At 60.1% G+C, this 24,493-nt stretch carries 22 protein-coding genes; 14 read left to right on the top strand and 8 right to left on the bottom strand.

The genetic code is table 11. The features are described from left to right. The first annotated feature begins 4 nt into the window (after window positions 1-4). Entirely contained in the window at window positions 5-1,042 is a 1,038-nt protein-coding gene (gene hemE, locus LF252_RS01255; protein ID WP_226266465.1) for a uroporphyrinogen decarboxylase, read from the top strand. A 196-nt stretch (window positions 1,043-1,238) separates the two neighbouring features. On the opposite strand, the gene LF252_RS01250 is transcribed toward hemE, so the two are convergent. The 5 genes from LF252_RS01250 to LF252_RS01230 all read right to left on the bottom strand — a co-directional run bounded on the left by LF252_RS01250 (window position 1,239) and on the right by LF252_RS01230 (window position 6,978). After that, window positions 1,239-2,252 carry a bifunctional heptose 7-phosphate kinase/heptose 1-phosphate adenyltransferase gene (locus LF252_RS01250; RefSeq protein ID WP_226266463.1) on the bottom strand — a complete coding sequence of 338 codons (1,014 nt, stop codon included), beginning with the start codon at window positions 2,250-2,252 and terminating at the stop codon, window positions 1,239-1,241. Between the two features lie 66 nt (window positions 2,253-2,318). Continuing rightward, a complete protein-coding gene (locus tag LF252_RS01245) occupies window positions 2,319-3,542 on the bottom strand; it encodes a pyridoxal phosphate-dependent aminotransferase (protein WP_226266461.1) in 1,224 nt (407 codons plus the stop codon). Window positions 3,543-3,754: 212 nt separating this feature from the next. Then, the gene (locus LF252_RS01240) at window positions 3,755-5,746 is read right to left on the bottom strand and encodes a glycosyltransferase family 2 protein (RefSeq protein WP_226266459.1); all 1,992 of its coding nucleotides are present in this window, start codon (window positions 5,744-5,746) and stop codon (window positions 3,755-3,757) included. 196 nt (window positions 5,747-5,942) lie between these two features. Beyond that, window positions 5,943-6,557 (bottom strand): recombination mediator RecR, encoded by a 615-nt coding sequence (recR, locus tag LF252_RS01235; protein ID WP_226266457.1) that lies wholly within the window; start codon window positions 6,555-6,557, stop codon window positions 5,943-5,945. A 139-nt stretch (window positions 6,558-6,696) separates the two neighbouring features. Then, complete coding sequence (locus LF252_RS01230) at window positions 6,697-6,978, bottom strand: ATP-dependent Clp protease adaptor ClpS (RefSeq protein ID WP_226266455.1); 282 nt, start codon at window positions 6,976-6,978, stop codon at window positions 6,697-6,699. A gap of 216 nt (window positions 6,979-7,194) precedes the next feature. Here LF252_RS01230 and LF252_RS01225 point away from each other — a divergent pair, with 216 nt between their 5' ends. Together LF252_RS01225 and LF252_RS01220 are read left to right on the top strand one after the other, a co-directional pair. Next, window positions 7,195-7,752 (top strand): hypothetical protein, encoded by a 558-nt coding sequence (locus tag LF252_RS01225; RefSeq protein WP_226266453.1) that lies wholly within the window; start codon window positions 7,195-7,197, stop codon window positions 7,750-7,752. Window positions 7,753-7,806: 54 nt separating this feature from the next. Next, window positions 7,807-8,553 carry a hypothetical protein gene (locus LF252_RS01220; protein WP_226266451.1) on the top strand — a complete coding sequence of 249 codons (747 nt, stop codon included), beginning with the start codon at window positions 7,807-7,809 and terminating at the stop codon, window positions 8,551-8,553. Window positions 8,554-8,611: 58 nt separating this feature from the next. Here LF252_RS01220 and LF252_RS01215 read toward each other — a convergent pair whose 3' ends face one another. Then, complete coding sequence (locus LF252_RS01215; RefSeq protein ID WP_226266449.1) at window positions 8,612-9,250, bottom strand: YceI family protein; 639 nt, start codon at window positions 9,248-9,250, stop codon at window positions 8,612-8,614. 59 nt (window positions 9,251-9,309) lie between these two features. Then, entirely contained in the window at window positions 9,310-9,759 is a 450-nt protein-coding gene (locus LF252_RS01210; RefSeq protein WP_226266447.1) for a MarR family winged helix-turn-helix transcriptional regulator, read from the bottom strand. Between the two features lie 198 nt (window positions 9,760-9,957). Here LF252_RS01210 and LF252_RS01205 point away from each other — a divergent pair, with 198 nt between their 5' ends. The 11 genes from LF252_RS01205 (at window position 9,958) to LF252_RS01155 (ending at window position 23,303) form a co-directional block, all read left to right on the top strand. Next, window positions 9,958-10,524: a DUF6799 domain-containing protein gene (locus tag LF252_RS01205; RefSeq protein ID WP_226266445.1), complete on the top strand. Its 567-nt coding sequence runs from the start codon at window positions 9,958-9,960 to the stop codon at window positions 10,522-10,524. Window positions 10,525-10,711: 187 nt separating this feature from the next. Continuing rightward, on the top strand, window positions 10,712-13,564 hold the full coding sequence (locus LF252_RS01200) for a hybrid sensor histidine kinase/response regulator transcription factor (protein ID WP_226266443.1): 2,853 nt from the start codon (window positions 10,712-10,714) through the stop codon (window positions 13,562-13,564). Between the two features lie 203 nt (window positions 13,565-13,767). Next, on the top strand, window positions 13,768-14,652 hold the full coding sequence (locus LF252_RS01195; RefSeq protein WP_226266441.1) for a sugar phosphate isomerase/epimerase family protein: 885 nt from the start codon (window positions 13,768-13,770) through the stop codon (window positions 14,650-14,652). Between the two features lie 115 nt (window positions 14,653-14,767). Next, entirely contained in the window at window positions 14,768-16,444 is a 1,677-nt protein-coding gene (locus tag LF252_RS01190; RefSeq protein ID WP_226266439.1) for a GMC oxidoreductase, read from the top strand. 13 nt (window positions 16,445-16,457) lie between these two features. Then, window positions 16,458-17,066 carry a gluconate 2-dehydrogenase subunit 3 family protein gene (locus tag LF252_RS01185; protein ID WP_226266438.1) on the top strand — a complete coding sequence of 203 codons (609 nt, stop codon included), beginning with the start codon at window positions 16,458-16,460 and terminating at the stop codon, window positions 17,064-17,066. Window positions 17,067-17,181: 115 nt separating this feature from the next. Next, the gene (locus LF252_RS01180) at window positions 17,182-18,357 is read left to right on the top strand and encodes a Gfo/Idh/MocA family protein (protein ID WP_226266436.1); all 1,176 of its coding nucleotides are present in this window, start codon (window positions 17,182-17,184) and stop codon (window positions 18,355-18,357) included. Between the two features lie 69 nt (window positions 18,358-18,426). Continuing rightward, window positions 18,427-19,479, top strand: a complete 1,053-nt coding sequence (locus tag LF252_RS01175; protein ID WP_226266434.1) for a sugar phosphate isomerase/epimerase family protein — start codon at window positions 18,427-18,429, stop codon at window positions 19,477-19,479. A 15-nt stretch (window positions 19,480-19,494) separates the two neighbouring features. After that, window positions 19,495-19,965, top strand: a complete 471-nt coding sequence (locus LF252_RS01170) for a c-type cytochrome (RefSeq protein ID WP_226266432.1) — start codon at window positions 19,495-19,497, stop codon at window positions 19,963-19,965. Window positions 19,966-20,182: 217 nt separating this feature from the next. After that, window positions 20,183-21,439, top strand: a complete 1,257-nt coding sequence (locus tag LF252_RS01165; RefSeq protein ID WP_226266430.1) for a nucleoside permease — start codon at window positions 20,183-20,185, stop codon at window positions 21,437-21,439. 48 nt (window positions 21,440-21,487) lie between these two features. Continuing rightward, window positions 21,488-22,378, top strand: coding sequence for a hydroxypyruvate isomerase family protein (locus LF252_RS01160; protein ID WP_226266428.1), 891 nt, complete (start codon window positions 21,488-21,490; stop codon window positions 22,376-22,378). Between the two features lie 154 nt (window positions 22,379-22,532). Beyond that, the gene (locus LF252_RS01155; protein ID WP_226266426.1) at window positions 22,533-23,303 is read left to right on the top strand and encodes a 3-keto-disaccharide hydrolase; all 771 of its coding nucleotides are present in this window, start codon (window positions 22,533-22,535) and stop codon (window positions 23,301-23,303) included. Window positions 23,304-23,392: 89 nt separating this feature from the next. Here the strand turns inward: LF252_RS01155 and LF252_RS01150 are convergent, their stop codons facing one another. Then, the gene (locus LF252_RS01150; RefSeq protein WP_226266416.1) at window positions 23,393-24,409 is read right to left on the bottom strand and encodes a dipeptide epimerase; all 1,017 of its coding nucleotides are present in this window, start codon (window positions 24,407-24,409) and stop codon (window positions 23,393-23,395) included. Between the last annotated feature and the right edge of the window lie 84 nt (window positions 24,410-24,493).

The following is a 24,493-nucleotide window of genomic DNA, read 5'->3' as shown; positions in this document are numbered from 1 at the left end:
TCCTATGCTGAAGAACGACCTCATCCTCCGGGCCGCCCGTGGCGAAGAAACTGAGCGCACCCCCGTGTGGCTCATGCGCCAGGCCGGCCGCATTCTGCCCGAATACCGCGCCCTGCGCGCCCGCCTCAGCGGCTTCAAAGAGCTGGTAGAAACCCCCGACCTAGCCGCCGAAGTAACCATTCAGCCCATCGACGCGCTGGACGTGGACGCGGCCATCATCTTCTCCGACATTCTGGTGGTGCCCGAGGCTATGGGTCTCACCTACGAGATGGTGGAAGCCCGCGGGCCGCTGTTCCCCGAAACCATCAAAACGGCCCACGATGTGGCGCGCATGCGCGTGGCCGACCCTGAGGAGCATCTGGGCTACGTTTTGGAAGCCATTCGGGTAACCAAGCGCGCCCTCAACGGCCGGGTGCCGCTCATCGGGTTTGCCGGGGCGCCCTGGACGATTCTAGCCTACATGGTGGAGGGCCACGGCTCCAAAACCTTCAGCAAGGCCCGCCGCATGCTCTACGCCGAGCCCGCGCTGGCCCACGCCCTGCTGCGCAAAATCACCGATACCACCATTACCTACCTGCAGGCCCAGATTGCCGCCGGGGCCAACATGGTGCAGGTATTTGATTCGTGGGCCGGCATCCTGCCGCCCGCCCACTACCAGGAATTCAGCACCCGCTACATTGCCGAAATCTGCGCGGCCATGCCCGCCGATGTACCCGTAACGGTATTTGCCAAGGGAGCCTTCTGGGCCGTGGGGGATTTCGCCCAGCTGCCCTGCCGCACCATCGGCCTCGACTGGAACCAGGACCCGCGCACGGTGCGCCCCCTGGTGGGCGACAAAACCCTGCAGGGCAACCTCGACCCTTGTGCCCTCTACGGCACGCCCGAACAGGTGCGCGCCGCCACCATTGCCATGCTCGACCAGTTCGGCCCGCACCGTCACATTGCCAACCTTGGCCACGGCGTGTATCCCGATACCAACCCCGACAACGTGAAGGTGTTCATCAACACGGTGAAAGAGTACAGCGCGACGCTACGCAAATAGCCCGTCATTGCGAGGAGGAACGACGAAGCAATCCGTCCTTTACCAAGTTCTCCACCTTGACCTATTCAAAAGCCCCTGACGCCAGCACAGACGTCAGGGGCTTTTTGCCTTTCAGGGTTTGGCGCGCTGAAAAGGAAGGATTAGCTGCGCTGTCCTTCGGGTGCTTCGGGTGCTTCGCTCCGCTCGCAATGACAGGCTATAAGGCCAGTCCTATCCGCTCGGCTTCTTTTAGCAGCAGGCTTTTCTCGATGGGTACCACGCCCACCTGCTCGCATACCAGTCCGCCGCCGAGGTTGGCCAGGGCGGCTGTGGCCGGGGCGGTGAGGCCCAATGCCACGCATAGGGCGGCAATGCTGATTACCGTGTCGCCGGCCCCCGAAACGTCGGAGATGGTGCGCAGATGGGCGGGAATGTAGGTGCGCCGGAGCTGGCCGTTTTCCACGAATACGCCGCGCTCCGAGAGAGTTACCAGCACAATTTCCGGGGCCAGCACCTCGCGCAGCCGGTTTACGGCGGCTTCAAACTGCGGGCGGGCGGCTTCAGTTTCGTCAAATTCCAGCTTTAGGCCCTCGCGCAGCTCCTTCAGGTTGGGTTTAAACAAGGTGCAGCCGCGGTAGGCCAGGAAATTCTTTTTCTTGGGGTCTACTACAGTAGGCACTCCTTGCGCCCGGGCCAGTTCAATGAAACGCTGGATGCTGCTTTCCTGCAGCACACCCTTGTCGTAATCCTCAAAAATCACCACGTCGGCGCGGCTGAGCAGCTCCTCGAAGCGGGCGGTGAGCTGGGCGTTTTCCTCGGCGTTGAGGTTGGTTTCCACCTCCGAGTCGATGCGCAGTAGCTGCTGACCTTGGGCCAGAATACGCTGCTTCACAGTGGTAGGCCGGTGGCCGGAGCGCACCATACCGTCGGCCGACAGCCCAGTGGTGTGCAGCAGTTCCAGCAGCTGGTCGCCACCCTGGTCCTCCCCTATCACGGCGCACAGCAGCGGCGTGGCGCCCAGAGCCTGCACATTCAGAGCCACGTTGGCGGCTCCGCCCAGGCGGTTTTCGGTGCGACTCACGTTCACTACCGGCACCGGCGCCTCGGGCGAGAGGCGGGCAGCTTTGCCCCACACGTAGGCATCCATCATCACGTCGCCCACGATGAGCACGGTGAGGTGGTTGAAGGCGGCAAATAACTCGGGCAGCGAAGCGGGAACGGCAGCAGGCATTACGGCGTGTTCAAGGTAAGAGGCCGCAAAGGTAGGTAGTAGCGCGCAGCTCTGCTGCGCGCTACTTTACTGCAGCTTCGCTAAGCTGTTCTTGATGCGGATGAATGCTTCGCGCAGCTTTTCATCGGCGGCAGCAGTGCTGAAGCGGATGCAGTTGGGCGCGCCGAATGCGCCACCGTCCACGGCGGCCACGTGGGCGTCGTTGAGCATGTACAGGGCTAGGTCGGCGGCGGAGTTGATAACCTCGCTGGTGGGCGTGATTTTGCCGAAGTAGCCGGTTACGTCGGGGAAGATGTAGAACGCGCCGCTGGGCGTGGGCGTGCGGAAGCCAGGAATATCCTTCACCAACTCCAGCACCATGTCGCGGCGGCGGCGGTAGGCTTCCACCATCACGTCGGCTGAGCTGCGGCCACCCTGCAGCGCGGCCAGGCCGGCCCGTTGGGTGATAGAGCAGGTGGCCGAGGTAATCTGGCTTTGCAGCTTCTCGCAGGCGGCGGCAATTTCCTTGCGGGCCGCCAGGTAACCAATGCGCCAGCCCGTCATAGCGTAGCCCTTGGAGAAGCCGTTGACGGTAATTACCCGGTCTTTCACCTCATCAAACTGGGCCAGGCTGGCGTGCTCGCCCACAAAGTTGATGTACTCATAAATCTCATCGGCCAGCACGTGCACCTGGGGGTGGCGGGCTACCACCTCGGCAATGGCGGCCAGCTCCTGGCGGCTGAACACGGCCCCGGTGGGGTTGCAGGGCGAGGAGTACATGATGAGCTTGGTGCGGGGCGTAATGGCCGCTTCCAGCTCCTGGGCCGTCACCTTAAAGTCGTTTTCCAGGGAGCCGATCAGTTGCACGGTGGTTCCCTCGGCCAGCTTCACCATCTCCTCGTAGCTCACCCAGTAGGGCGAAAACACAATTACCTCGTCGCCGGGGTTTACCAGAGCCAGCACGGCGTTGGCCAGGGCTTGCTTAGCCCCGGTGCTTACCACAATATTTTCGGGCTTGTAGCTGAGCTGGTTGTCGCGCTGAAACTTGTCGCAGATGGCCTGCCGCAGCTCCGGGTAGCCGGGTACGGGCGTGTAGAAGGTATAGCCCTCGTCAAGGGCCTGCTTGGCAGCATCCTTGATGTACTGCGGCGTCTGAAAATCCGGTTCCCCGAAGCTGAGGCTGATGACGTCCACACCTTCGGCGGCCAGCGCCCGGGCCTTTTTGGCCATGGCAATGGTCTGCGACTCCTGCATGGCATTGATGCGGTCAGAAAGAACAAGGGGCGCGAGGGTGGTAGCGTCAGCGGACATCTAAATCAGGGGGAATGGTACGAGAAATGGGTGGGGAACAAAGGTACGGGTAAGGTACGGAGGTTTTGGTGAGGAAGAAGTAGAATACGACTGTCATCCTGAGCTTGCGAAGGACCTTATCACATTGCCACGCAAGAACGAATCGTTGCAATGTGATAAGGTCCTTCGCAAGCTCAGAATGACAACGACACTTACTTTACCCGTACTCTCCCCTACTCTTCCCGCCCCAGGCTGCGGAAGCACTGCCACAGCACGCGCACATCCGTGGAGGGCTCGTAGTCTTTGGCATAAAGCAGCTCCAAGCGGCGACGGGTAGCTTCGGAAAGCGGGGTACCAGTTTGCACCGCATCGGCTGGCGAGAGGATGGCGCGGGCCTGGCGACTAGGGCCGGAGGCGTAGCGCAGCCCCACCCAGGTACGGGTACCGGCCAGCACCCGCAGGCAGTTGCGCAGGAAGCCCGCCTTACGCGGCTGCACCCACAACAGCACCGGGGCCAGCACCAGTAACAGCAGACTAGCCACCATGGCCAGCAGCCGCTTGGTGCGGGCCTGCTGCGGCCGGTACAGGTTCAGGGTAATATCGAGGGTGTAATAATCACCGGGTGAATCCTTACCGGAGCTACCAATGATGTATTCACTATCCTGGGGCAGAATTTTGTAGGCCACCGGCGGGTGGTGTGGCAGGCCTACCATCAGCCCAATAATCTGACTAGCAGGCAGGTCGCGGCCACAGAATACCAGCTCGTTGAGGCCGTAGATACGGATGATATCCTCCAGCTGCCGCACCTCACCCAGCAGGTCATCGGGGTTGGAGGTGCTGGGGCGAGCGGCCGCCTGGGGTTCGATATACCCAATTACGCGGGCCGGCACGGCCGCCTGCTCCAGCAAGTGGCGCACACGCTGGCTTTCCTCCCAGGAACCCACAATACCCACCGTTTTCTGCTGCTGACTGGCCAGACTAAGAGTGCGGTACCGCAGGAAATTGCTTGCCACGCGCCGCAGCACCAAGGCCGCCACGGCCCAGACCCCGCCCAGCACAATGAGGGCCTTGGAGAAGCGCCAGGCATCCAGAAAATTACTAACCGCCGATATCAGCACCGTGCCCAGAAACACGCCCCGCACAATGCGACTGGCCCGGGTGGGCTGGTCGTAGGCCCCGCTGAAAAACGCGGCCAGCAGCCACACGGCAATGTACACGGGCACGGCCACCAGCATAAACTGCGGTGGGTAGGCCGTGGGCACGTATTTGTGGTTGTCTTCCCAATAGTTTTTCAGGAAGTACATGCCCGCGTAAATGAGGGCGGCGTCCAGCAGCACGGGCGCGGCCTGTGTTATCAGCCGCTGGGCCACGGCCGCCACGGCCCGCAGCCAGATGGCCCCGTTAATCAACAGGCTGAACATACCGGCCCTGCCCGGCGCGAAGTGCTTGCGCGCAAAAATGACCATGGCCCGGTAGAACACGAACACATAGTTCACGCTGGTGCGCTTGGTGCTCTCGCCCTTGTAGTGGATGATGCGGGTGCCGGCGAAGTAATAGTTCTTCCAGCCGCCCTGCGTGAGCCGGTACGAGAGGTCAATATCCTCACCGTACATGAAGTAGTCCTCATCCAGCAGGCCCACCGCATCCAGCGCCGTTTTGCGCATGAGCATAAAGGCCCCGCTCAGCACCTGAATTTCGTGCGTCTGCTCGGGGCTGAGGTAGCCCAGGTGGTAGCGCCCAAACCGCCTTGACTTTGGAAACAGCCGGGCCAGCCCGAAAATCTTGTAGAAGGCCACCCAGGGTGTGGGCAGCCCCCGCTTGCTCTCGGGTAGAAACCGGCCCTGGCCGTCCAGCATCTTCACCCCCAGACCACCGGCTTCGGGATGAGCATCCATAAACTCGCAGCACAGCCGGAAGGTATCTTCCTCCACCACCGTATCGGGGTTGAGCAGGAGTTGGTACTGGCCGGTAGCTTGGCGTAGGGCTTGGTTGTTGGCTTTGCTGAAGCCGGGGTTGTCGTGGTTTTCGAGCAGAATCACTTCCGGAAAGCGGGCCTTTACCATGGCCACCGAGCCATCCACGGAGTTATTATCCACCACGAACACCTCTACCGGTGCGCCCAGCTTCTCCACCGCCCGCCGCACCGACAGCAGCGCCTGCTCCAGAAAGTAGCAAACGTTGTAATTGACGATGACGACGGAAAGCTTAACGGGAGCGGGCGGCACAGACGAGAATCGGAAAGGTCCCGAAAGGTAGTTGAAAAGCTACAAGCTGTCAGCGGCATGCGGCAAGCTTCAGGTTGTAAGCCGTCAGCGACAAGCGGCAAGCTGCCCGGTGCCATTGCGAAGAGCCACTTTTACAAGAAAAGCCGCAAGCCCGGAAAGGCTTGCGGCTTGTAGCTTGCTACTTGCAGCTGAAATACTACCGGGCTTGGCGCTGGCGCTCCACAATGGAGCGGCCCAGGGTAATTTCGTCGGCGTATTCCAGCTCCCCGCCCATGGGAATGCCGCGGGCAATAGTGCTCACGTTGATTTCGGGCAGGTCGCGGAGCTTGCGGGAGAGGTAGAAGGCTGTGGTGTCGCCCTCCATAGTGGGGCTGATGGCCAGGATAACTTCCTTGATTTCCGAACCTTCTTTGGTCACCCGGTCTACCAGGGAATCAATGGTCAGGTCGGAAGGGCCAATGCCTTCGATGGGAGAAATGACGCCGCCCAGTACGTGGTACATGCCCTGGTACTGGGCCGTGTTTTCAATGGCAATTACGTCGCGGATGTCCGACACCACGCACACGGTGCTCTGGTCACGCAGGTGGTTGGCGCAGATGCCGCAGGTAGGCGTATCGGAAATGTTATGGCAGGTGTCGCAGTAGCGGATTTCGAAGCGCATTTTGGCCAGTGCTTCGGCCAGTGAAGCCGTGGTATCGGCTTCGGCTTTCAGCAGGTGCAGCGCCAGGCGCAGAGCCGTTTTTTTGCCCACGCCCGGCAGCTTCGACAACTCGCCAACGGCGTTTTCAATCAATTTGGAGGGAAATTCCATTCAGGTCGGGAAGTGGTAAAAAGAACTGTCATCCGGGGGTTGCCCGGGGTATCAGAGGGCCCGACTGATAACACCAGATGGGCTCCGATAGGTCCTTGGCAAGCGCCGGATGACAGATTTTTTTTTTGCGGAGAAACGGCTATACCACGTCGGCCGAGATGCCCCGGTCGTGGATGGCCGTGCACATGCTGGCTAGCTCATCGTAGCCGCCGTGCTTCACGGTGCACTGGCCTTTGTAATGGATCAGCAGGGTGCACTGCTCGGCCTGCTCAGGCTGGTGGCCACACACGTCCATCAGCGTTTTGATAACGTGGTCGAAGGTGTTGATATCGTCATTATACACCACCAGGTCGCGCACGTCAATGGTTTCTTCCAGGAGCAGTACGTCCTCGTCGTACTCGATTTGCGGGTTACTGTTCATAGGGCAAAATTACGCAAAAACCGGCAAAAAGGTGAATCTATTGCGCGCCAGCCGCTCCGTACAACTCCCTGACCCAGTGCTTTGTTAAGCGTTGGGCAGCCATTACCCACTTCTTTTTCCCGCGTAGTTTCCGGGGGCTGATGGCGGGCTATATCCGGGGCCGCCTGCTACTCGTATTCAAGGGGCTATTTACCTTTGAGCTTTCTGCCCAAGCACATGCCCGTTCCTTCCGCCGAATTTAAGCGTGCCCTCAAACGCCTCAGTGATAAAGAAAAGGAGACGCTGCTGCTACGCGCGGCCCGCCGCGACGCCGAGCTATACGACACGCTTTGCTACGAGCTGCTGCCCGACGTAACTACGGAAACGGTATTTGAGCAGGCCTCCGACCAGATTCATGAGCTGTTTGCCGTGGGCGCTACTGGCCGCCTGCTCAACCGTAGCCTCACCAAAGCCCTGGGCAAAGCCACCAAAGAGGTAGCCCGGGCCCGCCGCATTACCAAAGATAAGCGCCTGGAAATAGAACTAAACCTCTACACCCTACGCCACATTTTTGAGAATTACACCGGGCAGTTTGAAAGCGTGTACGCGGGCTTCTACACCAGCACGGCCCGCTTAGCGGCCCGTACGGCCCAGCTGGTACTGCAAAATCTGCACGAAGACCTGTGGCTGGAATACAAACCCGAGCTGGATGACTTTCTGCAGTTGCTGCACGCCCGCACTAAAAGCCGCAGCCTCAAATTTGAGCTTCCCCGGAAGCTGGAGCTGCCAGATTAGCTGTATTCTTGCAGACAACAATTCTGCAGATATACGATGTGCACAAAGGTTTTATTGATCCTTTTGTTGCTGGGCGGGCTGGTAGCCTGCTCCGAAAACCCTGAGCGCCGCCCGGCGGCTTCTCCCAGCAACCCAACCGCCGATTCTGCTGCCGTTCAGCGGGCCGCTCGTGAGTACCGGGTTCATTATAACACGCCGGTAAATCTTGACAGCACCGGCTATTATTATCAGCCGGTTTCGGTGGTACCCATGGATGAGCCCACCCAGAGCCGTACGTTGTCCAGCAGCTCGTACGGAAGTGAATACGAAGAGAACAATGGGATTGAGGGTACTTGCTTCAATTTGCTGTTCTTTCAAAAAACCTCGCTCCAGGAGCATGCTCTGCTCCCGCACGGCCGCTTCGTCATCTCCGAAATTGATATGGATAGCAAACCGGATGTTCGGTGGCCCTTCCTGTTCTACACCATCATCAAGGCCGATACCAACGCCGATGGGGAACAGCGCCAGGACGACGCCACCGCCTTATTCGTATCGGACCGTAGCGGGCAGCAGCTCCGGCAGCTCACCCCCGATGGTACCCAATTGCAAAGGCGGTATATCCTGCCGAGGTCCAGTCTGCTGCTCGTAGAAGTGCGCCCCGATGCCAATAAGGATACCCAATTTACCTACGCGGATGGCAGCTACTGGCTCCGCTTCGATTTGCACACACTCACGACTCCTGCCGTGCGGCAGCCTACTGCGGCGCAGGCCGGCACCCTACAACAGCAAATGCTGAAGCGCCAGAGTAGTATAGGGCACTAAACATAAAAAAGCCTGCTGGCAGCTGCCAGCAGGCTTTTTTATTATGAATTGGCAGGAATTACTTCTTGGCAATTACGTTGAAGCTCATGGTGAATTCGTCCATGATGGCTTTGTCGCCGATGCTCTCGAAGAACGACTTCGAGCCGTACTTGATGTCAAACTTGGTCCGGTCGATGGTGGCCGTGCCGCTGGCCGAGGCTACACCGCCCTTCACGCCTACTTTGGCGGGGAAGGAGATTTTCTGGGTGATGCCTTTAATGGTCAGGTCACCGGTTACGGTGGCATTGTTGCCGTTGGCGTCGCCTTTCAGCGGAGTTACGCTGGTGATTTTGAACGTGGAGGTCGGGTTTTTGTCGATGCTGAAGAAGTCTTCGGAACGCAGGTGGCCTACCAGTTTGGCGTTGTATTCGGCTTCCTTGATGTCCTCCACTTTCAGCGAGTTCATGTCAACCACAAACGTGCCGCCTACAATCTGGCTGCCACGCACCAGTATCGTGCCTTCTTTGAACTGCACGTTGCCGTTGTGCTGGCCGGTTACCTTCTTACCAACCCAGCCCAGGGTGCTCAGCTGGGGCTGCAGCGCGTACGACTGCGAAGCGGCCTTCTCGGAGCCAGGCGTCACTTTTTTCTGGGCCGAAGCAGGCGAAACAGCAAACAGGGCAGCAGCCAGCAGAGCTGGTACAAACAGTTTTTTCATGATCTAAAAAAAACAGGAAAAAGGGAAAATGAACGTGCGAAGTGAGTAACTGAAAACCGTCAGTTGCGGATTTTATCGAGCAGTCCGCTTAGGTGGGCCGCTTCCTCATCGGTCAGGTTTTGGAGACCGTTGCGCTGGGTTTCCAGCACGGGGTCCAGTTGGTGCAGCAGGTCGAGGCCGGCTTCAGTAATGCGGATGTCCACGGCCCGACGGTTGCTGGGGCACACCGTGCGGGTTACCAGCTGCTTGGCTTCCAGCTTATCCACAATGCGCGAGGCGTTGCTGGTTTTGTCCAGCATCCGATCAATAAGCAGGTTCACCGTAGCCGGCTTGGGATGCTGCCCCCGCAGAATGCGCAGAATGTTGAATTGGGGCAGCGTCAGACCATAGCTTTTAAATAAGCTGCTCTGCTGCTGCTGGAGCCACCCCGCCGTAAACACCAGATTAATCAGGGCCTTCTGGTAATTATCTTTGAAAGTGGGCTGCTTAATTTCGTCCTCTATTTTCATGTAGTGCGAGAAAGTAACGGAACGCGCTGCAAATATATGTACATACATTTAATGTGCAAACACAGTTCCGACTCTTTTTGCGAAAATAGAGGACCTGATTGAAATCTGAGTGGTCGGGCGCAATTATGGTGCCTGTTTGCAAACGCCATGCAGTGGAGCTGCGTAGTACAGGCATTCTCCATGCTACTGCGCATCACCATGAAAAAGATACTGATTCCTTTTGTTGCCTTGCTGCTGGGCGGAGCGGGGGCGGCCAGCGCCCAAACTATCGTAGCCAGTGCCGTTGAAACCACGCCCACCGATCGGTTCATCATGCAGAATGGAGAGGTTGTGCAGGTGCGGGGCCGCCGGCCCATGCCCCTTGCCCACAATGTGCTCCTGACCAACGGCACCAAAATCAACTATAAGAGTGGTATTGTGGAGCTGCCTGGCGGCAAAATCACCACACTAAAGGAAGGCGACTACGTGCGGCCCACCGGCGAAATTGTGTTTGCCACGGCGGGTAGTGCCGCCCAGGCCCGCGGCGACAACAGCGTACCGGCCAATGCGCAGTTCAACACCTACACCGACCCGCGCCCGGCCCCGGCTACCCCCGCCGCTATGGAAACGCGCTTGGCGGAGATGAACAGCAAAATTGATTTGATGGCCGAAAAGATTCAGTTGCTCAATCAGAAAATCAGCTTGCTGAGCACTAATGCGCAACGCCCTACTGACACCTCCGCATTGGATCAGAAAATTCAGGCCATTGATGCCAAGCTGAAATAAGCAATTCCGACTTTCCTTCTGGTTAACGCCCCGCTCAATATAACGTCTTTGGGTGGGGCGTTTTTTTGGAACCGGGTGCTTGCTACGCCGTCGTATCAGGCTATAGTCAGAAGCCATTCGCTAATTATGTACCTTAAGCAGCCCGTTCGTATCGGCCCACCACGTACCTTCTACCTCAGTTATCCGCGTGCTTCGCCTTGTTTATCTGCGCCGTTTCGGACTGTTGCTAGGGTTACTAGGCGCGGTAGCTGGTTGCTCACCCACTCCGCCGGCGCCCACGTACCGCATTGGCTTTTCACAGAGCGTCAGCGCCGGTGACTGGCGGCAGGCCATGCTGGCCGGCATGGAGCGGGAGTTGGTGTTTCACCCCGAAATTCAACTGCTGACCCGAGATGCGCAGAGCAACAGCCGGCAACAGCAGCAGCAGATTCATGACTTGCTGGACGCCGGGGCCGATGTGCTCATCATAGCCCCGAATGACGCGCATGCCCTGTCTCCTTCCGTTGAGGAGGCTTACCGCCGTGGGGTACCCGTAATTTTGCTGGATAACCGGACTACCTCGCCGCACTACGCCGCCTACGTGGGCGGCGACAATGCCAGCGCGGGGGCCACCGCTGCCCGGTATACCGCCCAGCTTCTGCAGCAGCGGGGGCAGGTGATGGAAATAACGGCGGCTACTTCGTCCGTTTCCAGGGAGCGGCACCAAGGGTTCACGCAAGCCCTAAAAAAGTATCCGCGCATGCAGGTGGTCGGCACAGTACCCGGCGACTGGGGCGCTACCACCCTGCAACCGGCCCTGACCCGCCTGCTCCAACAGCATCCTGAAACCCGGCTGATTTTTGCCCACAGCGACCTGATGGCCCAGGGAGCTTACGAAGTATGCCAGCGGCTGAAGCGGCCGGATATCCGCATTATTGGGGTAGATGGGCTGGCAGGCAAAGGTAACGGGCTGGAAATGGTGCAGCAGGGCCGTAGTACCGCCTCGTTGTTTTACTCGCCGGGCGGGGAGGAGGCCATTCGGGTGGCGCTGAAGATTCTGCAGCACCAAGCTTACGAGCGGGAGAATATCCTGGGCACCATCGTCATTGACTCTACCAATGCCCTTACGCTGCAGCAGCAAGCGGCCAAGCTGACTAGTCAGCAGGAAGGTATAAAGCAGCAGCAGCAGCTGTTGCACACGTTGCAGGCCACGTATGCCAGCCAACGCACGGTGCTGTATGGGCTGCTACTTACCCTGGCGGCCGCTTTGGGACTGGGAGCCAGCGCCTGGCGGGCCGCCCGCAACAACCGGCGCATCAACCAAGAGCTGGCCCGGCAAAACGCCGCCAACGATGCCATCAACCAAGAGCTGGTACGGCAGAATGCGGCCAACGACGTCATCAACCGCCAGCTCAGTGCCCAGAACGAGGAAATCAGGGAGCAGCGCAACCAGATTGCCGAGCTGGCTGAACAGGCCCGGGTGGAAACGGAGGCCAAGCTGCGCTTCTTCACCAACTTCTCCCACGAGCTACGTACCCCGCTTACCCTGATTATGGGCCCGGTGGAGGAAATGCTGACGGGCCGCAACGGGGCCGCCCTGCTGCCCAGCCAGCGCCACGACCTGGGCCTGATTCGGCGCAGCACCCAGCGCCTGCTGCAGCTGGTAAACCAGCTGCTCGATTTCCGCAAGATTGAAGTGGGTAAGATGGCCGTACAGGCCCGCCCCGATGATTTGGTAGCGTTTGTGCGGGAATTGGTGGAAGCGTTTGAGCCGGCGGCCCGGGTGCAGCAGGTCGGCCTGAGCTTCCAGCCGACTGCCCCTACCCTGCCGGGCTGGCTGGACCGCAACGTGCTGGACAAGGTATTTCTAAACCTCTTATCCAACGCCCTCAAATACACCCCCGCCGGCGGGCAGATTACGGTGAGCGTACAGCCCGCCGAGGAAGGCCGCAGTCTGCAGGTGCTGGTAGCTGATACCGGCCGCGGCATCCGGGCCCAGGATAGCCCCCATATTTTTGAGTGGTTTTACCAGGGCGAGCAGCCGGCCACGGGCAAAGGCTCGGGCATGGGATTAGCCCTGGCTCAGGGCTTGGTTCGGCTGCACCAGGGTCAGCTCACGTTCAGCAGCCAGGTGGGCCAGGGCAGCACTTTCACCGTGACGCTACCCCGGGAGCTGCCCGCCGAACTGCGCGCTACCAACCCGGCCGAGCCCCTGGAGATGACGCTGGATGAGCCACTGGCCCTGCCCGCCACCGAAACCGAAGCGCTGACGGCAGAAGCTGAGGCGCTGGTGCTGGTGATTGAGGACAACGCCGACGTAAACGAGTTTGTAGCCCGCAAGCTGAGCCCCCATTTCCGGGTGCAGGCGGCCGCCGATGGGAAGGCGGGGCTGCGGCTGGCACTGGAACTGATTCCGGACCTGATAGTGTGCGACGTGATGATGCCCGGCCTGAGCGGTTTGGAGGTAGTGACCCGGCTCCGCGCCAACTGGCGCACCTCGCATGTGCCGGTGATACTGCTCACAGCCCGCAACGCCCCCGAGCAGCAGGTGGAAGGCGTGCAGGCCGGGGCCGACGTGTACCTGACCAAGCCCTTCAACCCGGCCTTCCTTCTGGAGAGCGTGCGCACCCTGCTAGCCAACCGCGCCCTGCAGCGGGAGCACCTCAGCCGGCAGCTGTTGCCCCTGCCGGAGCCCACCGAAGCTCACCAAGAAGTACCGAGTCCCGATCAGGAGTTTATTGCCGCCCTCACGGCCCAGGTCGAAACCGACCTCACCCGCACCGACCTGACGGTAGAGGAGCTGGCTCACGCCCTAGGCTTCTCGCGCATGCAGCTTTACCGGAAAGTGAAAGCCGTACTGGGCACCAGCATCACCGACTTTATCCAGAGCGTGCGGCTGCGCAAAGCCTGTGATCTGCTGCGTGAGGACTCGCTCAGCGTTACTGCCGTAGCCTACGAAGTGGGCTACGCTTCCCACTCCTACTTCTCCAACAGCTTTAAGGCGCGTTACGGACTAGCCCCCTCGGAGTTCCGAGCCCGGTATCAGGCCGGGGTTAGTTGAAATAATTGTGCACCTACCGCTTACATCACACGCATTATCCTGACGAAATTACTACCCATATCATTTTTAACTATTTGATTATTAATAATTTGATTGTTTATTTCATCTTGTACACAATCTGTACGATTTGAGCATAAGGCGGGAAGCTAGACGCTGAATCTTTACGGAGTCACCCCATCCTTCCTCCCACTCTTATTAGCTCTATGACTTCCCGTCGTGCCTTTGTAAAGTCCGCCGCCCTGCTTTCGGCAGGCGTGTTGGCGGCCCCGTCCCTGCTGGCAAAGTCGCCCTCAACTATTGGCCTGCAGCTGTATACCGTGCGTGACGCTATGCAGCAGGACCCGGCTGCCGCGCTGGCCCGGGTAGCCAAGCTGGGCTACAACTCGGTGGAGGGTGCTACCTACACCGGTAACCAGAAGTTCTACGGTATGGAGCCGGCCGCTTTTGCCAAGCTATTGAAGCAGAACGGCCTCATCATGCCCAGCAGCCACTACTTGCTGGGCGAGCAGGAAAACAACGGCCAGGCCACCCAGGGCACCATCCTGCACGGCTGGGATAAGGCCGTGGACGACGCCGCGCAGGTAGGCATCAAGTATATGGTGTGCGCTTACTTACTGGATTCGGAGCGGGGCAACCTGGACCACTACAAGCTGCTGGCCGAGCGCCTGAACAAGGCCGGGGAGCGGTGCAAAAAGGCCGGTATTCAGATGGCCTACCATAACCACGACTTCGAGTTTGCGGCCCAGAACGGCAAGCTGCCCTACGACATCCTGCTCAAGGAAACCGACAAAAACCTGGTGCAGATGGAGCTGGACCTGTACTGGGCCACCAAAGCCGGCCACGACCCGGTGGAGTTGTTCAAGAAAAACCCCGGCCGCTTCCCGCTCTGGCACGTGAAGGACATGGACAAAACGCCCCAGCGCAGCTTCACGGAGGTTGGCAACGGAACCATCGACTTCAAGCGCATTTTCGCCCAGGCCAAGCTGGCGGGCATGAAGTACTACTTCGTGGAGCAGGACCAGACGCCCGGCTCCCCTTTCGACAGCATTCAGCAGAGTATTTCCCACATCAAGCGCAACCTGATATAGTTTCTGGTTGCTTGTTTCTGGTTTTTAGTTGATAACGCGGCTTCAAAGGATAAGCCAAACAACTGGAAACCAGAAACAAGCAACTAGAAACTTTCATCCAGAAACTTCTTTCGACATGGAAAAGAATACCTATGATGCCATTGTCATCGGGTCCGGCATTTCGGGCGGCATGGCGGCCAAGGAGCTAACCGAAAAGGGCCTGAAAACCATCATGCTGGAGCGGGGCCGCAACGTAGAGCACATCAAGGACTACGTGAATGCCAACAAGAACCCCTGGGAATTCGCGCACCGGGGCGGCAAAACCGAGCAGATGATTAAGGACTACCCGGTGCTGAGCCGGGACTACACCCTGAACGAGAGCAACCTGGATTTCTGGGTGAAGGAGAAGGAAAGCCCCTACGTGGAGGTGAAGCCCTTCGACTGGTTCCGGGGCTACCAGGTGGGCGGCCGCTCCCTGATGTGGGGCCGGCAGAGCTACCGCTGGAGCGAGTACGACTTTGAGGCCAACGCCAAGGACGGCATTGCCGTGGACTGGCCCATCCGCTACAAAGACCTGGCCCCCTGGTACAGCCACGCCGAGAAGTTTGCGGGCATCAGCGGCAACCGGGACGGCCTGCCCCAGCTCCCCGACGGCGAGTTTATGCCGCCCATGGAGATGAACTGCGTGGAAAAGGACGTGGCCTCCCGCATCCGCAAAAACTATAAGGACCGCCACATGGTGATTGGCCGCACGGCCAACATCACCCGCCCCCACAACAACCGCGTAAACTGCCAGTACCGCAACAAGTGCTGGTTGGGTTGCCCGTTTGGGGCCTATTTCAGCACGCAATCGGCTACGCTGCCGGCGGCTATGGCTACCGGCAACCTCACGCTGCGGCCGTTTTCCATCGTTACCAAAATCCTCTACGACAAGGACACCAAGCGGGCCAAGGGCGTAGAGGTGCTGGACGCGGAAACCAACCAGACCTACGAGTACTTCGCCAAAATCGTGTTTCTGAACGCCTCGGCCCTGAACTCAGCCTGGGTACTCATGAACTCGGCTACCGACGTGTGGCCCGAGGGCCTGGGCAGTAGCAGCGGGGAGTTGGGCCACAACCTCATGGACCACCACTTCCGGGTGGGAGCCCACGGCGAAATGCCCGGCTACGAGGACAAATACACCTACGGCCGCCGCGCCAACGGCATTTACGTGCCCCGCTACCGCAACCTGTTCGGGGATAAGCGCGACTACATTCGGGGCTTCGGCTACCAGGGCGGCGCGGGCCGGGAAGGCTGGGGCCGCGACATTGCCGAAATGAGCATTGGCGGCGACTTCAAGGACGCCCTGACCGAGCCGGGCGGCTGGACGATGGGCCTGGGGGCTTTCGGCGAGACCCTGCCCTACCACGACAACCGCGCCTACCTCGACAAGGATAAAAAGGACAAGTGGGGCCTGCCGGTACTGGCCATCGACGCCACCATTCGGGACAACGAGCAGAAAATGCGCATCGACATGATGAACGACGCGCAGGAAATGCTGGAAAAAGCCGGCCTGAAAAACGTGCGCACTTACAACAGCGGCTACAACCTGGGCGGCGGCATCCACGAAATGGGCACCGCCCGCATGGGCCGCGACCCGAAAACCTCGGTGCTCAACCAGCACAACCAGGTGTGGGATGCTCCCAACGTGTACGTAACCGACGGAGCCGCCATGACCTCGGCGGCCTGCCAGAACCCCTCTCTCACCTACCTGGCCCTCACGGCCCGGGCCGTGGACCACGCCGTGAGCGAGTTGAAAAAACAGAACGTGTAACCCCTTTTTGACGATGAACAGACGTGATGCCCTGGCCCGCGTAGCTCTGCTGATGGGCGGAGCCGTTATCGGGGGCGACTATTTCCTGAGCAGCTGCTCCTCCCCCAGTGAGGAGAAAACCAAAGCCCAGAAACCCACCGCCACTGCCCCCAAGGAGCTCCCGCCGGTACTGAATGCCGAGCAGGTGGCCTATCTGAACGAGGTGGGTGACACGATTTTGCCCACCACGAAGTCGCCCGGCGCGAAGGCTGCCGACGTGGGCAGCTTTATGGCCGTGATGGTGCGTGACTGTTACAAGCCCGCCGACCAGCAGATTTTCAAGCAGGGTTTGACCAAGCTGGAGGACGCCGCCAAGCAGAAGTACAGCAAAGGCTTTATGGAGCTGGACGCCACCCAGCGCACGGCCCTGCTCACGGCCCTGGATGCCGAGCAGAAAAACTACGCCAAAACCAAAACGCCGGAGCAGCCCAACCACTACTTCCGGATGATTAAGGAGCTGACGCTGCTGGGCTACTTCACCTCCGAAGTAGGGGCCACCAAGGCCCTGCGCTACCTGCCCGTTCCCGGCAAGTACGACGGCTGCATCCCCTACAAGAAGGGCGACCGGGCCTGGGCTACCTAAGTTGTTGAGTTTCTAGTTTCTGGTTACTGGTTTCTAGTTGCTGGCAATCAGAATTATACTAAAACCCAACAACGGACAACCAGAAACTAGAAACTAGAAACTGAAAAGCAACTGAATGAAACTACGACTGGGCATGATTGGCGGGGGGCAGGGCGCATTTATCGGGGCGGTGCACCGCATGGCAGCCGCCCTGGATGGCCTGTACGAGCTAACCGCCGGCGCCTTCAGCAGCAACCCCGAAACCTCCCGGGCCACCGGTCAGGAGTTGGGCCTGGCTCCCGAGCGGGTATACGGCTCCTACCAGGAGTTAATTGCGCAGGAAGCCAGCCGGCCAGCGGGTGAGCGGGTGCAGGTTATCAGCATCGTTACGCCCAACCATTTGCACTTCGAGCCGGCTAAGCTGGCCCTGGAGAATGGCTTTGATGTGGTGCTGGATAAGCCGATGACGTTTTCTTTGGCCGAGGCCCGGGAACTGCAGCAGGTGGTGCAAGCTACCGGCCGCAAGCTCTGCCTCACCCACACCTATACGGGTTATCCCATGCTCAAAGAAGCTCGCCATTTGGTAGCGTCTGGAGTGTTGGGTGCCATCCGGAAAGTGTACGTGGAGTACCCGCAAGGCTGGCTGAGCGCCTTTGAGGAAGGCGGCAACAACAAGCAGGCTGCCTGGCGCACCGACCCCGCCCGCAGCGGCGTGGCCGGGGCCATGGGCGACATTGGCACCCACGCCTTCAACCTGCTGGAATACGTGAGCGGCCTGCAGGCTACCCAACTCTGCGCCGACATCAATACCGTAGTACCCGGCCGCCAATTGGATGATGACGGGGCGGTGCTGCTGCGCCTGACGGGCGAGGCCAGCGGGGTGCTGGTGGCTACCCAGGTAGCGGCCGGTGAGGAAAACAACCTGCGCCTGCGCCTCTACGGAGAAAAAGGGGGCCTCGACTGGCAACAAGCCGATGCCAACACGCTGCTGGTAAAGTGGTTGGACCGGCCCACTGAAATCCGGCGCACGGGCGCGGGCTACCTCAGCGCCGCCGCCCGCCACAACAGCCGCATTCCGGCCGGCCACCCTGAGGGCTACCTCGAAGCCTTTGCCAACCTCTACCGCAATTTCGCCCTGACCCTGCTGGCCGAGCAAACCGGCCACCCCGCCCCGCCCGAAGCCCAGGATTATCCCGGTATTGAGGACGGCGTGCGGGGCATGGCCTTCATCGAAACCGTCATTGCCTCGGGCCGCTCCGAGCAGAAATGGACGGACTTTCCGGCTTCTGAGAGCTTAGAACCTAGAACGTAGAACTCAGCTTCCGTTCAACCGAAAAGGCCTACTTTCTAAGCTCTACGTTCTTGGCTCTAAGCTCTAACAATGAAAACAATCAAAGGACCCGGCATATTTCTGGCCCAGTTCATCGGCGACCAGGCCCCCTTCAATAGCCTCGCCAGCATCTGCCAGTGGGCGGCGGGACTTGGCTACAAGGGCGTACAGCTCCCGACCCTGGACCCCCGCTTTATTAACCTGCAACTGGCCGCCGAAAGCCAGACCTACGCCGATGAAGTGCGCGGCACGGTACAGGCGGCTGGCTTGGAAATTACCGAGCTATCCACGCACTTGCAGGGCCAGCTGGTGGCCGTAAACCCCGTGTACGACCAGCTGTTTGATGGTTTTGCACCCGAAGCCGTGCGCGGCAACCCCACCGCCCGGCAGCAGTGGGCGGTGCAGCAGCTGAAATATGCGGCCCAAGCCTCGCAACGCTTGGGCCTCACGGCCCACGCCACGTTTAGCGGGGCCTTGCTCTGGCCCTACGTGTACCCCTGGCCCCAGCGCCCGGCCGGCCTCGTAGAAACCGGCTTTGACGAGTTGGCCCGCCGCTGGCGGCCTATCCTGGACGTGTTTGATGAGTGCGGCGTGGATGTGTGCTACGAAATTCACCCCGGCGAGGACCTGCACGACGGGGTGACCTACGAACTATTTCTGGAGAAAGTCGGCCAGCACCCCCGGGCCTGCCTGCTCTACGACCCCTCCCACTTTGTGCTGCAGTGCCTGGATTACTTGGCGTACATCGACATTTACCACGAGCGGATTCGGGCCTTCCACGTGAAGGATGCCGAGTTCAACCCCACGGGCCGCCAAGGCGTGTACGGGGGCTACCAGAACTGGGTAGACCGTGCCGGCCGCTTCCGCTCCCTCGGTGATGGGCAGGTAGATTTCAACGCCGTTTTCAGCAAACTCACCCAGTACGACTACCCCGGCTGGGCCGTGCTGGAGTGGGAATGCGCCCTCAAACACCCCGAGGATGGAGCCCGCGAAGGCGCGCCCTTCATTCAGAACCACATCATCCGCGTCACTGATAAGGCCTTCGACGACTTTGCCGCCTCTGGCATCGACGCGGCCCGCAACCACGGCCTGCTCGGCCTCTAACTTTCCGAACCACCCATGAAAAACGCTCTTCTGCTCCTCTCCCTTTGCGCTGGCCTGGCTTCCTGCGGCTCTGAATCCGATAAGGCCGCCGCCAAGGAAACCTATACCCTGGCCGATGAGGCCGCCACGGCCCAGGACAGCACCATCGGCGCCAACGTTAGCGCCGTAGCCCGGCAGCCCCAGGTAGATACCAGCGCCACTAAAATCGGCACCACCCCCACCGGCACGCCCGCCGAAACGGGTGCCAAACTCATTGCCGGCTCCGACTGCACCACCTGCCACCGCGACAATGAAAAGCTGCTGGGCCCGGCCTACAAGGATGTAGCCGCCAAATACCCCAACACGCCCGCCAACGTGACCATGCTGGCCAAGAAAATTATTTCGGGCGGCAGCGGCAACTGGGGCGACGTGGCCATGACACCCCACCCCGGCCTCTCTCAGAAAGACGCCGAGGAAATGACCCGCTACATTCTCAGCCTGAAGTAAAATAACTGTCATTCCGCACCCAGCAGCACGTCATGCTGAGCGCAGCGAAGCATCTCGCATGCTGACGTTGCCAAGCTAACTGTCATGCTGAGCTTGTCGAAGCATCTCTACCGCTTCGATGGATTACTACCACAACATCAGCACGCGAGATGCTTCGCTTCGCTCGGAATGACGTTCTATTGAAACCCTAATTCCCAATCCCACTTCCCACCTGCTCATGACTTCTACAATCCGGGTAAAACTGTCCCTTATGATGTTCCTGGAGTTCTTCATCTGGGGCGCGTGGTTTGTCACGCTGGGCACGTATTTGCTGCGCAACCTGGGGGCCTCGGGCACGCAGGTGGGCGTGGCGTTTCTCACGCAGTCCATTGGGGCCATTGTGGCGCCGTTCATTGTGGGGCTCATTGCCGACCGGTTTTTCTCGGCCCAGAAGATTCTGGGCGTGCTGCATCTCGCTGGGGCGGTGCTGTTGTGGCGCGCCTCTCAGGCGCCAGATTTCGGCAGCTTCTACCCCAGCATCCTCACCTACATGATTCTGTACATGCCCACGCTGGCCCTGGTAAACTCCATTGCGTTCCGGCAGATGCAGAACCCGCAGAAGGAGTTTGCCCCCATCCGGGTGCTGGGCACGCTGGGCTGGATCGTGGCCGGCCTCACCATTGGGTGGCTGAACTGGGAGCAGAGCAACAGCCTGCAGCTTACCTTCCTGATGGCGGCCGGGGCTTCAGCCCTGCTGGGCCTGTTCAGCTTCACGCTCCCGGCCACACCGCCGGTGAAGAAGGGCCAGTCCAGCTCCGTGGGGGATTTGCTGGGGCTGGATGCCATTGGGATGCTGAAGAACCGCTCCTACCTCACGTTTTTCCTGGCTTCCATTGCCATCTGCATTCCGCTGGCATTCTACTACGGCTTCACCAACCCCTTCCTCAACGAAGTAGGTATGAAGGCCGCCGCCGGTGTACAGAGCCTGGGGCAGGTTTCGGAGCTGCTGTTTATGCTGGCCATTCCGCTGTTTTTCAGCAAGCTAGGCGTGAAGAAGATGCTGGCAATTGGCATGGCCGCCTGGGTACTGCGCTACGTGTGCTTCGCCTATGGCAATGCCGAAAGCGGCTATTTGCTGCTGATTGCGGGCATTGTGCTGCACGGCATCTGCTACGATTTCTTCTTCGTAACCGGCCAGATTTACACCGACAACCTGGCCGGGGAACAGTTCAAAAGCTCCGCCCAGGGCTTTATCACGCTGGCTACCTATGGTGTTGGTATGCTGATCGGCACCCTGCTCTCGGGTCGCATCTTCGACCAGTATCAACTGGCTGCCGGGGCCCACGATTGGCGCATGATCTGGCTGATTCCGGCCGGTATTGCCGCTGCCGTGCTGGTGCTGTTTCTGCTGCTGTTCAAGGAGCGTAACACCGCTCCTGCTTCTACCGAAACGGCCGACGCTGACGCTGCTCCACGCCTGGCCAACGCCAACTAATCCGCCTTTGCATGCTGGGCCTTCGGCTCAGCCTATACATTTGAGTTTATGGCCACCACCTGGAACCGCCGCGCTGCCCTGAAAGGGCTGCTGACTACTACCGCCGCCGTGGGCACCATTGGCCTAAGTGGGGCCGCCGCACCCGTTGAAACCCTGACTACCATGCCTGCTGCCCTCAAAGGAAACATCCGCCAATCGGTGTGCCGCTGGTGCTTTTCTGATTTGTCGCTGGAGCAGCTGTGCGCCGCCGCCAAGGAAATGGGCATCAAGGGCATTGACCTGGTGGGCCCCCAGGAATGGCCCACGCTGAAGAAGTACGGACTGGATTCGCCCATGTGCAACGGCGCGGAAATCAACCTCGTCGACGGCTTCAACGACCCGCAGTTTCACGCCCGCCTGCAAAAACAATACGCCGAAATGATTCCGCTGGTAGCCAAGGCCGGCTACCGCAACCTGATTTGCTTCAGCGGCAACCGCCGGGGCAAAACGGACGAGCAGGGCTGGACGAACTGCGTGGCTGGGCTGAAGCCCCTGATGAAGCTGGCCGAACAGCACAGCGTGGTGCTGGTAATGGAGCTACTCAACAGCAAAATCGACCACAAAGACTACCAGTGCGACCGGACGGCCTGGGGCGTGGAGCTGGCCAAGCGCCTGGGCTCCGAGCATTTCAAGTTGCTCTACGACATCTACCACATGCAGATTGACGAGGGCGACGTTATCCGCACCCTCACCGAGCACCATCCTTATATTGCGCACTACCACACCGCCGGCGTACCCGGCCGCCACGAGCTCAACGACGCGCAGGAGCTGAACTACCCCGCCATCATGCGTGCCATCCAGGCCACCGGCTTCAAGGGCTACGTGGCCCAGGAGTTCATCCCGAAGCAGGCCGACAAGCTGGCCTCTCTGCGCCAGGCCGTGCAGCTCTGCGACGTGTAGTGTGGTTTGGCCCGATTTTCACTAGTTGTCATTCCGAACAAAGGGAGGAATCTGGGTTGACCTCCTAACGAGAAACCCGGATTCCTCCCTTCGTTTGGAATGACAAGAGAACTTAAAGCCGCTGTGCTTTTGTACCAGCTCAACCTTCCATCCTATGAAATTCCCGCTTCTGACTGCCGCTTTACTCAGTATTTCCGCGGCCGCCTGTGCGCAACAAGCCGGTAAACCGGAAGACACCGAGGTCTGGAAGCCCGAGCCCAAAGTGGTAGCGGGCAAGCTGAAAACGACCCCACCGCCTGCCAAGGCCATTGTACTGTTTGATGGAAAGAATCTGAACGAGTGGGTATCGGCCGATGACCGCACCCAGCCGGCGCAGTGGAACGTTGCCAATGGTCTGCTGACGGTGGACAAGCCCAAGGGCAACATCGAGACTAAGCGTACCTTCACCAACTACCGCCTGCACCTGGAGTGGCGCGTACCGGCCGATATTACCGGCCAGGGCCAGCTGCGCGGCAACAGCGGCCTGTTCCTGGCCTCCCTGGGCAAAGGCGACTTAGGCTACGAGCTGCAAATCCTCGACCCTTACCAGAACCCCACTTACGTGAACGGCATGGCGGGCAGCATCTACAAGCAGCGCATCCCGCTGGCCAACCCCGGCCGCAAGCCTGGCGAGTGGCAGTCGTACGACGTGTGGTGGACGGCCCCCACATTCAAAGCCGATGGTACGCTGAACACCCCGGCCCGCGTAACGGTGGAGTTCAACGGCGTAACGGTGCAGAAGAACGTAGTCCTGGCCGGCCCCACCCGCTACATCGGCCCGCCCCAGTACGAAGCCCACGGCCCTTCTCCCATCAAACTCCAGTCGCACGGCGACCCGAGCGCGCCGCTCAGCTTCCGCAACATCTGGGTGCAGGAGCTGAAGTAGCCACTCACGCCCCGAAAGGTAGCACAACAGTGAAAGAGCCCGTTCCCCTCAGCTGAGGGGAACGGGCTCTTCTTATTTCCCAGTGATTTTTATAAGCGTGCGGGGCCTTCCACCAACATCCCCTCCCGCTCGTGCACCAGCCCAAACGGCTCGTCCCGCACGATAATGATGCCGTCCAGGTCGCACACGTCGGCCAGGGCACTCAGCTGCACCGCCGACCGGATACCCAGCGAGGTTTCCACCATGCAGCCCAACATGGTTTGCAGGCCGTGGGTCCGGGTTTCCCGCAGAATCCGCAGGCCGTTGAGGTAGCCCCCGGCCTTCATCAGCTTCATGTTCACCCCATCAAACTGTCGGGCTATGTCAGCGAAGTCAGCTTCGTCGGTTACCGACTCATCGGCGAAAACCGGGCACTGCAGCTGCCCTTTCAGGGCGCGGTAGTCGGCGGCGCAGGTGGCGGGCAGGGGCTGCTCCAGCAGGCGTACGTTCAGGCCCGACAGCGCCAGTATCTGTTCCCAGCTCTGCCGCAGGCTGTCGGCATCGGTCCAGGCTTCGTTGCCGTCCACAATCAGCGGGTGGCCGGGCAGCAGGCGCGTTACCTCCCGCAGCAGGTCTACGGCTCCTTCCCGGTTTACCTTCACCTTCAGCAGCGGAAAGCGGCTTAGCTGCTGGGCTTCCAGAAACCCGGCTACCTCCCCGGGCTCCATGATGGGCAGCGTGGCCGCCGTGCCCACGGCCGCAGCAGGCGCGGGCACGCCCAGCCACTGCGGCACCGTTTGGCCCACCCGGGCGGCTTCCCAGTGCACAAACGCCGATTCCAGCGCAAACCGCAGGGCATGGGATGGCTGATGCTGTTGCAGGAAGGCTGTTAGCTCCGCTATGGTTTCGCACTGGCCCAGGCCCGCCGCCTGCAGCTGCGCAAATTCCTGCTCCAGGCCCTCGGGCGTTTCGCCGTAGCGCACGTTGGGGGCAGCCTCGCCCCGGCCCTGCAGGCCCCGGCCTTCCACCCGCAGCAGCAGGTTGGTTTTGAACGTGGAGGAGTTACGGGAGATTTTCCAGGTGTAGCGCAGGGGCAGTTGCAGCAGCGTGAGGGACCAAGTGAGCATGGAGAGGACTGGATAGAGCAGAAATACGCGGCGGCAAGGCACCCGCCAAGCCCAGCCAAGCGGAAAATTTGCCAACCACTAAGC

Origin of the sequence: Hymenobacter pini, assembly GCF_020421205.1 — a bacterium.
Taxonomy (GTDB): Bacteria; Bacteroidota; Bacteroidia; order Cytophagales; family Hymenobacteraceae; genus Hymenobacter; species Hymenobacter pini.
This window is presented reverse-complemented; position numbering and strand designations above follow the sequence as displayed.